Raw genomic sequence first — 11,306 nt, 5'->3', positions numbered from 1 at the left:
TCAGCGGGTCCGGGGTTCGAGTCCCTGACGGCGCACAGACGGTGGAAGCCCCCCTCGCGGAAGCGAGGGGGGCTTCTTCGTGTGCGCCGGCGCGGGTCAGGTCCCGGTGGTGACCCGGACCGTCCAGGCCCCGGACCGGGTCCGGTCGGCGACGTCGATGCGGATGCGTTCGCCGGGCACGGTGAAGCGCTCGCCCTCCCGGAGCGGGGCGTCCGCGAGCGGCGGGTAGACCGAGCGGTCCCAGCAGGCGTCGGAGTCGGGGTGGGTGTCCAGCACCTCGACGGGCCCGCCGCCGGACGGCGTCGCGTTGCGGATGCGGTAGACGAGCACGCCCTCGGTGCACGTCGTCCGGTCGTTGCCGGTGGCGCTGCGGGCCTCGATGGCCAGCGCGCTGTCCGGGCCGGTCCTGATGACCGCGAGCCGGGTCCCGACGGACGCGCCGGACACGGGCACCTCGGCCATGGGCTCCAGGGTGAGGTCGGCGGTGCCCTGCACACACACGACCTCCTTGCCGCCGAGCCAGCCGAGCTTCCACTTGTGCCAGCCGAACAGGTCCGGGGACAGTCCGAACTGGCTGCCCATCACGTCCCAGTCGCCGACGTACGTGTCCCAGTCGCCCTTCCCGTCCTCCGGGCGGTGGTAGAGGTCCGCCAGGTCGAAGACGTGCCCGGTCTCGTGGGCGAGGACGTTGCGGTCCGGCGGGTGCTCCTCGAAGACCGTGACCACACGCCTGATGTCCGAGCCGTCGGCGCGTACCGGACGGTCGAAGTTGACGACCTTGGTGGCGTCGGAGTCGACACCGGGGGCGTCCGGGTCGGCGACGAGGTAGACGATGTCGTACGCCGAGAAGTCGGTCTGTTCGTCGGCCGCCTTGATCGCGTCGCGGAGGTAGGCGCTGCGGCGCTCGGAGCCCCAGTCGCGCTGTATGCCGTACCAGGTGGAGGGGTGGGGCATTGCGGTCCATCCCCGCTGCGGGTGGGCGCGCAGGGTGAACTTCCCGTACGAGGCGCGCTGGAAGAAGCGGGTGGTGGAGGGGAAGTAGTCGGCGGCGAGCACCTCGGGGGAGACGACGGGCTCGGAGTCGGGGAACGAGAGGAAGACCATGACCGCGTCGAGGTGCCGGTCGGGGCGGGGGTAGGCGCCGTTCCAGGTGTCGAGGCCGAGGGAGTGGTGCGCCCCGGTCCGGGGCAGGGCGCAGGGTCCCGCGTCGCGCGAGGCGGCCACGGCGGGCCCGGCGACGAGCCCGGTGGCGGCGAGCGCCACGAGCGAGGTGAGAGCAGCCGCCGCGCTGCGCAGTCTCGGCCTCTCCGCTCCCCCGGGTCTGCGCTGACGCGGCACATCTACCTCCGGGTGGCGAATGCGGGACCTCCCCCTCACCCTGTGCCGATTCGACGGCGTACGCCCTGTTGTGCTGCCCCACACGGGTCAGCGGACGGGTCGGCACATGGGTCGGCACTCGGCCGGGCGGAGGCGGGGCGATCATCCGGAGAGAGGCGGCCACCCTCACGGAACGTCACAATCGCTCACCCGGAAATTGAAATCAGCCAGATCAGCACAACAATGATCATCTACGGTCAAAGCGCATACCGGTGCGCAGTGCGGGAGAGACGTGGCGTGGACGTGGGCCATGCGCGTGCCGCGGGTCCGAAACGGCGGGCGCGCTGGAACGGCCGACGCGCCACCCTCTATGCTTCACCTCGTTTTCCTGCGTGGTTCCCGCCTCCGGCGCGACGCTCCACTCCACGCACCTGGCCGGCCATACGTGTTCACGACAATCTGCACAGCGGGAGCGAGCGGTGAGCGGAACCTCCGAAGGGCCGGTGCCCCGGGCGGGCACGGCCCCCGGCGCAGGGCCGTCGGAGGTCACGCGGAGTGATCATCCGGGTCCGGGCCTCTCCGAGCTGCGCGACTACCGCGCCGCGTTCGCGGCGTCCGCCCTCCCCATGGCCGTCGTCGACGACCGCGGCCAGATCGTCAGGCCGAACGACGCGCTGGGCGGGCTGTTCGGCGCCGACCCCGCCTCGCTGACCGGGCGGCCCGCGGCCGACCTCGTGGGTCTCAGCGCGGACGCGCCCATCTGGCGGGCGTACAACGAGGTGCTGCGCGGTGCCCGCCCCCGGCTCCGGTGCACCCGGCGGCTCAAGCACGCCGACGGCCGGCCGCTCTGGGCCGAGGTCACTGTCGTACCGATGGGCGATCCGGCCCCCGGAGCCCCCGGAGCGGGCCGGGTGCTGCTGTCCGTCGCCGATGTCAGTGACCGGCGGGAGCTGCGGGAGCGGCTGCGCCATCTGCGGATACACGACCCGGTGACCCGGCTGCCCAACCGCACGCTGTTCCTCGAACGCCTCACCGGCGTGCTGGAGACCCCGCCGGCCCAGGACGGGCCGTCGCCCCCGCCCGGCCGGATCGGTCTCTGCTACCTGGACATCGACGGGTTCAAGGCGGTCAACGACACCCTGGGGCACCGCACCGGCGACCGGCTGCTCGCCGCCGTCGCCGGACGGCTCACCGACTGCGCCGAGGCCGACGGGCACCGGACCGGCGGGCATCTGGTGGCGCGTCTCGGCGGTGACGAGTTCGCGATCCTGGTGGAGGACTCCGCGGGCACGCACCAGCTCACCGAGCTCGCCCGGTCGGTGCTCTCCGCCCTCCAGCGGCCTTTCGAGGTGTCCGGGCACCGACTGTCGGTCTCCGCGTCGATCGGTGTGGTGGAGCGGTCATCGGCCGGCACGTCGGCCACCGCCCTGATGCAGGCGGCGGACACCACGCTGTACTGGGCGAAGGCCGACGGACGGGCCCGCTGGACCCTCTTCGACCCCGAGCGCAACGCCCACCGGATGACCCGTCAGGCGCTCTCCTCCACACTCCGCCCGGCCGTGGAACGCGGGGAGTTCACGCTGGAGTACCAGCCGCTGGTCGGCATGGCCGACGAGGTCGTACGGGGTGTGGAGGCCCTGGTCCGGTGGAACCACCCGCGGTTCGGGCTGCTGGGCCCGAGCCGGTTCGTCCCGATCGCCGAGGAGGACGGCACGATCGTCCAGCTCGGCCGGTGGGTGCTGCGCACGGCCTGCCGGCAGGCCCGCCGCTGGCAGCTGGAACACCCGGACGATCCGCCGCTGTTCATCAGCGTCAACGTCGCCGTACGCCAGGTCCGGGACTCCGACCTGGTCACCGAGGTCGCGGAGATCCTCGCCGAGACCGGACTCGCACCCGGGCTGCTGCAACTGGAGCTGACCGAGTCCGCGGTGATGGGCTCGTCGGGCCGGCCCCTGCGGGTGCTCCAGGCGCTCAGCGACATGGGCGTCCGCATCGCGATCGACGACTTCGGCACGGGCTACTCCAACCTCGCCTATCTGAGCCGGCTGCCGGTGTCCGTGCTGAAGCTGGACGGCTCCTTCGTACGCGGATTCCGTTACGAGGAGGGCGCACGCCCCAGCCCGGCCGACGAGACGATCGTCGAGGCCATGGTGCAGCTGGCGCACCGCCTGGGCCTGACGGTCACCGCGGAGTGCGTGGAGACCTCGGGCCAGGCGGAGCGGCTGCGCCGGATCGGCTGCGACACCGGTCAGGGGTGGCTGTACTCCAGGGCGGTCGCCCCGGAGCGGATCGCCGAACTGATCGGCAGCCGGCCGCCGGAGGGCTGAGCGGGTCAGCCGAGCGTGGGCAGCCCGTAGGCGTCCGCGATGAGTTCGTAGCTGCGCAGCCGGGCCTCGCCGCCGTGGGCGTTGGCCGTGATCATCAGCTCGTCGGCGCCGGTGCGCTTGGCCAGGTCGTCCAGACCGGCGCGGACCTCGTCCGGCGTGCCGTGGACGATGTCCTTGAGCCAGCCGTCCACGAACTCGCGCTCCATGGGGCTGAACTCGTACGCCTCCGCCTCTTCCGGGCTCGGCACGAGGCCGGGGCGCCCGGTGCGCAGCCGGACCATGGAGAGGGCGCCGGTGAGCACCTGGCGCCTGGCCTCGCGCTCGTCGTCGGCGGCCAGCGCCGCGACGCCGATGAGTGCGTAGGGGGCGTCCAGGACCGCGGAGGGCTTGAAGGACTCGCGGTACAGGTCCAGGGCCGGCACGGTGTTGCGGGCCGAGAAGTGGTGGGCGAAGGCGAAGGGCAGGCCGAGGACGCCGGCCAGCCGGGCGCTGAAGCCGGAGGAGCCCAGCAGCCAGACCGGCGGGCGGCCGGGCGACTGGACACCGCCGGGCGAGGTGGCCTGCACCGGTCCGGGGACGGCGTGGATACGGGCGTAGGGGTGCCCGTCCGGGAAGTCGTCGTCCAGGAAGCGGGTCAGCTCCGCGAGCTGCTGCGGGAAGTCGTCGGCGCCCTCGTTGAGCCGGTCCGTACGCCGCAGGGCCGCAGCCGTGGCGCCGTCCGTGCCGGGCGCGCGGCCGAGGCCGAGGTCGACACGGCCGGGGGCCATCGCCTCCAGGGTGCCGAACTGCTCGGCGATGACCAGCGGCGCGTGGTTGGGCAGCATCACGCCGCCGGAGCCGAGCCGGATGCGCTCGGTGTGGGCGGCCAGGTGCGCGAGGATCACGGCCGGGGACGAGGAGGCCACTCCGGGCATGGAGTGGTGCTCGGCGACCCAGTAGCGGTGGAAGCCGCGGCTCTCGGCGAGCTTCGCGATGTCGACGCTGGTGCGCAGCGCCTGGGTCGCGGTGCGGCCCTGGCCCACGGTCACCAGGTCGAGCACGGACAGGGGCACGGAGGCCGTCCCGCCCGCTGTGCCGCGGATCCCGCCGCCTCGGTTCTCGTCGCCTCGGTTCTCGTCCACGTGTTTCGGCCTCTCCGGTGCTGCGTCTGTCTACCGGAGCGTGCCAACAGGAGGATGGCTCCGCTTATTCCCGTACGCCCGTCGCGGGCATGCCCCCACCGGTGCCGGAACCTACTCCCGGACCTCGATGCCCCGGGGTTCGGCGGCGCCCAGCGGAGGCTCACGGGTGGCGAAGAGGGTGCCGAGGGTGGGGGCCCAGATGCGGCGTTCGGACAGCCGGAGGCCTTCCCAGACCGCCACCTGGTTGGCGGTGAGGACCGGCTTGCCCACCAGTTCCTCCAGTTCGGGGACGTACGCGGCGGTGTGCAGGGCGTTGTCGGGGATCAGGACCACCTCGGCGTCGGGGTGGTCCCCGGCCACGGTCAGCTCCTTCACGAGCTCCGGGTCCGCGGCGGCCGAATCGGACGCCTTGATGATGCCGCCGCCCCGGGTGGAGGTCACCTCCACGCCCCCGGACGCCAGGAATCCGGCGAAGAGCGCGGCGACGTCCTCGGAGTAGGTCGCGGCGACCGCGACCCGGGAGGCGCCCAGCTCGCGCACCGCCTGGACGAAGGCGATGGAGGTGCTGGAGGCGGGGAGCCCGGCGGCCCTGGCGAGTTCCGCGGCCTGGGTGTGTGCGCCGTCCCACCCGTAGGCGAAGCTGCCGCCGGAGCAGGCCCAGACCAGTGATTCGGCACCGGCCATCCGCAGTTCCTCGACACCGGCGCCCAAGCGCTCCGGCGTGCCCGCGGCGCGGAGGTTCTCGGTCCTGCGGGCGTCGTCGTCGATGTCGGTGTGGAACAGCGGCAGTCTGATGTCGCTGTCGAGCATGACCTCGATCCGCGGGAAGTCGTCCTCCGCGGCGTGGCCCGGGTAGAGAAGTCCTACGGTCGTCATGTCCACCCTTCCGTTGCGTCCGGATGTCCTGCCGTCGTTCGCCCTCCGTTGCCCCTGCCTGGGACAAGTATTCCCCTTTTCACCCCGTACCGCCGCCCGCAACGGGCGTGACCAGCGGTTTCCTCTCCAGGGCGGAGGTGCTGTTGACGGGCGTGTTCCCCGGTGCGAACGTGGTCATTCCTGATGACCGCTCCCGTGATCCTCGTCCTGGACACCGACCCGTCACCGCGCCTGGGCCGGCTGACCGGCCGGGCCGTCGTCCGGTACGCCGACGAGCGGACGCTGGCGGGCATGCTGCCCGAGGCGGATGTGCTGCTCGTCTGGGACTTCACCTCCGACGCCGTCCGCGCGGCCTGGCCGGGCGACGGACCGCGCCCCCGCTGGGTCCACACCGCGAGCGCCGGCGTCGACCGGCTGCTCTGCCCGGAGCTGGCCGCCTCCCCCACCGTCGTCACCAACGCCCGGGGCGTCTTCGAGCTGCCGATCGCCGAGTACGTCGCGGGGCTGGTGCTCGCCTTCGCGAAGGACTTCCCACGCACGCTGGAACTCCAGCGGGAGCGCCGGTGGCGCCACCGGGAGACCCGGGGCCTCGCCGGCACCCGTGCCGTGGTCGTCGGCGCGGGCCCCATCGGCCGGGAGATCATGCGGCTGCTGAACGCCCTGGGTGTGCAGGTGGCGCTCGTCGGCCGTACGGCCCGGCGCACGATCCACGGCGTCGAGGACCTGGACCGGCTGGCGGCCGGCGCGGACTGGGTGATCTCCGCGGCGCCGCTGACGGACAAGACGCGCGGGATGTTCGACGCCCGCTTCTTCGGGCTGCTCCAGCCCTCCGCCCACTTCGTCAACGTGGGGCGCGGCCCGCTGACCGTCGAGCAGGACCTGGCCGACGCGCTGCGCAGCCACTGGATCGCGGGCGCCGCGCTCGACGTGTTCCAGGAGGAGCCGCTCGGTCCGTCCAGCCCGCTGTGGGACGTGCCCGGTCTGCTGGTCTCGCCGCACATGAGCGGGGACACCGCGGGCTGGCGCGACCGGCTGGGCGAACAGTTCGTCGCGATGTACGAGGGATGGGCGGCCGGCGAGCCGCTCCCCAACGTGGTGGACATACGGCGTGGTTACGTACCTTCACCGGACATCCCGCCCCAGGAGCCGGGCACCCCGTCCTGAGGAGCCCGGGTGACGTGCGCTCATGAACGCACGTACGGCCAGGAATACGCCCCGCACACCTCCCGTCGCCCTCCGCCCATGAAGAGACACGGGAAGGTCACCCTCCGGCCACTGTTCGATTACATGGCAGCGCTTCCTGCATAGACGTCCTGGAGCGGGCAGGTGGTCACTCTGTCCGGACTGTTCGACACCCCGATTTCTCCAGGAGATTGCGAACCATGGCTGACTTCCCTCACCTGTCCCGTCGGGGCTTCCTCAATCGATCGGCCGCTGTGGGAGGTCTGCTCGTCGTCCCCGGCCTGCTCTCCGCGTGCAGCAAGACGGACGCCGGATCCGCGGACGGTGAGGGCGCGCTCGACAAGTTGCGCAAGCAGGGCTTCGTCCGCGTCGCGTACGCCAACGAGGCCCCGTACGGCTACATGGAGGGCAAGACGCTCAAGGGCGAGGCCCCCGCCCTGCACGCGGAGATATTCAAGGCGCTCGGCGTGGACGAGCTGAAGCCCACCCTCTCCGAGTGGGACGGCCTGATCCCCGGTCTGCAGGCGGGCAAGTACGACGTCGTCAGCGCCGGCATGGCCATCACCGCCGAGCGCTGCGCCAACGCCATCTTCTCGGAGCCGGAGTTCATCTCCCCCACCGCGCTGATGGTGAAGAAGGGCAACCCGAAGAAGCTCACCGACCTGGCGTCCGCGAAGGCGGCCGGGGTCACCGTCGGCGTGATGTCCGGTGCGGTCGAGGCCTCGTACGCCAAGGGTGCGGGCATCGACGAGGGGAAGATCAAGACGCTGCAGAAGCCGCAGGACGGCGCGGACGCGGTCAAGGGCGGCCGGATCGACGCCTTCCTGCTGACCGGCATCTCGCTGCGCTGGCTGGCCAGGACCAACCCGGACACCGAGGTCACCGAGGCGTTCGTCCCCGAGCTGGACGGCGTGAAGCAGTTCTCCCCGGGCGGCGCGGTGTTCCGCAAGGGCAACGAGGACCTGCGCGACTCCTTCAACCGCGAACTCAAGAAGATCGTCTCGGACAAGTCCCGCTACGTGGAACTCCTCCAGGCGTACGGCTTCGGCGCCACGGAGATACCGCCGGCCACGCTCAAGACGGCCGACCTGTGCAAGGGCTGACGAGGACGGACCCCACTGTATGAGTGACTTCCTCTCCATACTCGGCGAAGAGTTCCCGCAGGTCAGATCGGGCCTGTGGGTGACGCTCGAGGCGACGGTCCTGGGCTCCCTGGTCGCCCTGCTCCTGTCGTTCGTCCTCGGCCTGGCGGCGGGCAGCAAGCTGCTGCTGGTGCGCGGGGTCTCCCGGACCGTCGTGGAGTTCTTCCGCGGCACCTCGCTCTACATCCAGCTGTTCTGGCTCTACTACGCGATGCCGCCCCTCACCGGGTACGAACTCACCCCGCTGGTCTGCGGAATCGTGGCCTTCGGGCTCAACTACGGGGCGTACGGCTCCGAGATCGTGCGCGGTGCGATCAACTCCGTTCCCCGCGCCCAGTACGAGGCGGCCGTCGCGCTGAACATGACGCCCTTCCACCGCATGCGGAAGGTGATCATGCCGCAGGCCTGGGTGCAGATGATCCCGTCCTTCACCAACCTGCTGATCCAGCTGCTGAAGTGCACGCCGCTGCTCTGGCTGCTCTCGGCGGCCGACCTCATGACCGCCATCGAGCACGTCCGCAGCCGCAGCGGTGAGACGCTCACCACGTATCTGGTGCTGCTGGCCGTCTACTTCGTCCTGGCGTACGCGCTGACGCTGCTGATGAACATGCTGGAGCGCACCGCCAAGCGGAGGCTGGGACTGCACACCGGTGCGGGCAGCCTGCTGAAGACACGCACGGCGGAAGCCGCCGCCACAGCGGGAGGTGCCCGGTGAACCAGTCGTTCCAGTGGGATGCCGTCGGGGACGCCTTTCCCCTGCTGCTCGAAGGATTCAGGGTCACCCTGCTCGCGACCGTGCTGGGCACGCTCGTCGCGGCGGTGCTCGGCCTGGCCGTCGCCGTGGCGGGCCGTGCGCCCTCCCGGTTCGTGACCGTGCCGGTGAAGGCGCTGACGGAGTTCGTCCGCTCCACCCCGCTGCTGGTGCAGCTGGTGGGCGCGGCGGCCGTCTTCAGCTCCGTGGAGCCGCTGACCATCGGCATCATCGTGCTGGGCATCCACTACGCCGCGTACACCTCCGAGGTCTACCGGGCCGGGATCGACGGGGTCCCGAAGGGGCAGTGGGAGGCCTGCCGGGCGCTCTCGATGTCGCCGCGGCGGACCTGGCAGGCCGTGATCCTGCCGCAGGCGGTGCGCAACGTGCTGCCCGCCCTCGGCAACTACGCGATCTCGATGTTCAAGGAGACCCCCTTCCTCGCCGTGATCACGGTGCAGGAAATGGTCTTCGAAGCCCGGAAGTACGGAGCCGACCACTTCGTCTACACCGAGGTGTTCACGCTCGCCGGACTGATCTTCCTGGTCGCGAGCTACCCCACCTCCCTGCTCATGAGAAAGCTGGAGAAGCGCCTTGGCCACTGAATCCGCACCCCTCAAGGAACCCGCGGACGCGGCTCCGGACCCTCAGGTGACAGGTGTCGAGCCGCTGGTCCGTTTCGACAAGGTCGTCAAGCGGTACGGCGACCATGTGGTCCTGGACGAGCTGGACTTCACCGTGCGGCGCGGCGAGCACGTCACGCTGATCGGGCCGAGCGGCTCGGGCAAGACCACGATCCTGCGGCTGCTGATGACGCTGGAGAAGGTCAGCGACGGTGTGATCTGGGTGGACGGCTCACCCCTCTCGCACGTACGGACGCCGTCCGGCGCGCTGAAGCCCGCGGGTGAGAAGCAGCTGCGGGAGTCCCGGAAGAAGATCGGGATGGTCTTCCAGCAGTTCAATCTCTTCCCGAACATGAAGGTGCTCCAGAACATCACCGAGGCGCCCGTCAACGTCCTCGGCATGGACAAGGACGAGGCGGAGACCCGGGCCAGGGAGCTGCTCGACCTGGTCGGGCTCTCCGGCAAGGTCGACGCCCACCCCTCCCAGCTCTCCGGCGGTCAGCAGCAGCGCGTGGCCATCGCCCGCGCGCTGGCTATGCGGCCGGAGATCCTGCTGCTCGACGAGGTGACGTCGGCGCTCGACCCGGAGCTGGTGGCCGGCGTCCTGGAACTCCTCGGCGACATCGCGCGGAACACGAACATCACCATGCTCTGCGTGACCCACGAGATGAACTTCGCCCGGGACGTGTCCGAAAAGGTTCTGATGTTCGACGCGGGACGGGTCGTGGAGTCCGGTTCACCGGAAAAAATATTCACCGACCCCGAGCACGAACGCACGCGCGAATTCCTCAACGCGGTGCTGTGACCTTGCCTTTGGCGCGGTGGTCATGACGTTGGCATATGCCAGGAGGGTGCGCCCCAGCTGACGGAGCCGGGGTGCACCATCAACTCCCTTACAGCCCCTCCCTATCGGCCTCCTGGCGACTATCGTGGGTCGCGAGCTTGCGGTCACAACCTGGCAGAGGCCCTATAGGGGGGAACCGTGGCGTTGAAGCCCGAGCCGAAGGCACCGTTCCATTCGGTGCAGTACGCCCTGCGGGTGCTCGAATCCGTGTCCACCCACGGCAGCGGGGTGACCGAGGCGCGGCTCTCCCGCGAGACGGGGCTCCCGGCCGGCCACCTCACACCCCTGCTGCTGACCCTGCGCCGCGAGGGGTACGTCGAGCAGGTCGCCGACGGCGCGTACATCATCGGTTCCTCGCTCCTGGAGCTCGGCTCCGGCGTCGCCCGCAGGCGGGCCCTGGAGGCGAAGCTCCAGCAGACGCTGGTGCAGCTGCGGGACTCCGTCGGCGCGGCCGTCTATGTCAGCCGTTACGTCGACGGGGAGATCCGGGTCACACAGATGGCCGACGGACCCCGCACGCCCGCCGTGAACGAGTGGGTGGACTTCCGCTCGGCGGCGCACGCCAGCGCGATCGGCAAGTGCCTGCTGACGCAGCTGGACCAGAACGGCCGCCGCGATCATCTGGCCCGGCACCGGATCGCCCGGTTGACGTCGCGGACGATCACGAGCGAGAAGGTGCTCTTCTCCAAGCTGGACAGCCAGCCGGCGACGGTGCCGGTGCTCGACCTCCAGGAGTACGCCGTGGGCACGGTGTGCGCGGCCGTTCCGCTGACGGCGGGCTCGTCGGCCGGGTGCCTGGCCCTGTCCCTGCCGATCGAGCACGCGCACCGGCTGCGGGCCGCGGCCGCCACGCTGAACCGGCGCGCGGCACCGGTCCTGCTGTCGCTGGCCCTGTGAGCCCCGCCTCGTAGCTCCTCCCCTGTGGGATGCGCCACGCGAATGGTGGCGCACGGGCCTCCCTCGGTATACATATACGGGTGCGGGCCCGCAGGTCAGGGGCGGGTCCGCACGGTCAGGCACGTCCTGCGGCCCGGCCTCGGGCAGGTGTCATCAGCACCCCTGAGGACCAGGTATTATTTTCGAGTCAGCAGGCGCCGTTAGCTCAGTTGGTTAGAGCAGCTGA

The 11,306-nt window shown here is 70.9% G+C and carries 10 protein-coding genes; 7 read left to right on the top strand and 3 right to left on the bottom strand.

All coding sequences use genetic code 11. The annotated features are described in order from the left end of the window. Positions 1–96: 96 nt before the first annotated feature. Positions 97–1,338 carry a M6 family metalloprotease domain-containing protein gene (locus JKV81_RS03450; RefSeq protein ID WP_129263286.1) on the bottom strand — a complete coding sequence of 414 codons (1,242 nt, stop codon included), beginning with the start codon at positions 1,336–1,338 and terminating at the stop codon, positions 97–99. Positions 1,339–1,796: 458 nt separating this feature from the next. On the opposite strand from JKV81_RS03450, the gene JKV81_RS03445 reads away from it, so the two are divergent. After that, positions 1,797–3,644 carry a putative bifunctional diguanylate cyclase/phosphodiesterase gene (locus JKV81_RS03445; RefSeq protein ID WP_129263289.1) on the top strand — a complete coding sequence of 616 codons (1,848 nt, stop codon included), beginning with the start codon at positions 1,797–1,799 and terminating at the stop codon, positions 3,642–3,644. A 5-nt stretch (positions 3,645–3,649) separates the two neighbouring features. On the opposite strand, the gene JKV81_RS03440 is transcribed toward JKV81_RS03445, so the two are convergent. After that, positions 3,650–4,765, bottom strand: coding sequence for an LLM class flavin-dependent oxidoreductase (locus tag JKV81_RS03440; protein WP_129263291.1), 1,116 nt, complete (start codon positions 4,763–4,765; stop codon positions 3,650–3,652). A 111-nt stretch (positions 4,766–4,876) separates the two neighbouring features. Further along, positions 4,877–5,641 (bottom strand): maleate cis-trans isomerase family protein, encoded by a 765-nt coding sequence (locus tag JKV81_RS03435; RefSeq protein ID WP_124276316.1) that lies wholly within the window; start codon positions 5,639–5,641, stop codon positions 4,877–4,879. 183 nt (positions 5,642–5,824) lie between these two features. Between JKV81_RS03435 and JKV81_RS03430 the strand changes: the two genes are divergently transcribed. From JKV81_RS03430 to JKV81_RS03405, 6 genes are all read left to right on the top strand, one after another. After that, positions 5,825–6,805 (top strand): D-2-hydroxyacid dehydrogenase, encoded by a 981-nt coding sequence (locus JKV81_RS03430; protein WP_202074885.1) that lies wholly within the window; start codon positions 5,825–5,827, stop codon positions 6,803–6,805. Positions 6,806–7,023: 218 nt separating this feature from the next. After that, the gene (gene ehuB / locus JKV81_RS03425; protein WP_202074884.1) at positions 7,024–7,926 is read left to right on the top strand and encodes an ectoine/hydroxyectoine ABC transporter substrate-binding protein EhuB; all 903 of its coding nucleotides are present in this window, start codon (positions 7,024–7,026) and stop codon (positions 7,924–7,926) included. 19 nt (positions 7,927–7,945) lie between these two features. Next, positions 7,946–8,680: an ectoine/hydroxyectoine ABC transporter permease subunit EhuC gene (gene ehuC / locus JKV81_RS03420; protein ID WP_099172780.1), complete on the top strand. Its 735-nt coding sequence runs from the start codon at positions 7,946–7,948 to the stop codon at positions 8,678–8,680. Continuing rightward, a complete protein-coding gene (ehuD, locus tag JKV81_RS03415; RefSeq protein ID WP_124276313.1) occupies positions 8,677–9,321 on the top strand; it encodes an ectoine/hydroxyectoine ABC transporter permease subunit EhuD in 645 nt (214 codons plus the stop codon). Before ehuC ends, ehuD begins: the two co-directional genes overlap by 4 nt. Next, positions 9,311–10,144 (top strand): ectoine/hydroxyectoine ABC transporter ATP-binding protein EhuA, encoded by an 834-nt coding sequence (gene ehuA, locus JKV81_RS03410; RefSeq protein WP_129263294.1) that lies wholly within the window; start codon positions 9,311–9,313, stop codon positions 10,142–10,144. Before ehuD ends, ehuA begins: the two co-directional genes overlap by 11 nt. Positions 10,145–10,321: 177 nt before the next feature. Continuing rightward, a complete protein-coding gene (locus tag JKV81_RS03405; protein ID WP_129263297.1) occupies positions 10,322–11,080 on the top strand; it encodes an IclR family transcriptional regulator in 759 nt (252 codons plus the stop codon). Positions 11,081–11,306 lie beyond the last annotated feature (226 nt).

Origin of the sequence: Streptomyces silvae (genome assembly GCF_016745505.1) — a bacterium.
Classification (GTDB): domain Bacteria; phylum Actinomycetota; class Actinomycetes; order Streptomycetales; family Streptomycetaceae; genus Streptomyces; species Streptomyces silvae.
The sequence above is the reverse complement of the archived record's forward strand: the minus strand, read 5'-3'. Positions and strand labels throughout refer to the sequence as shown.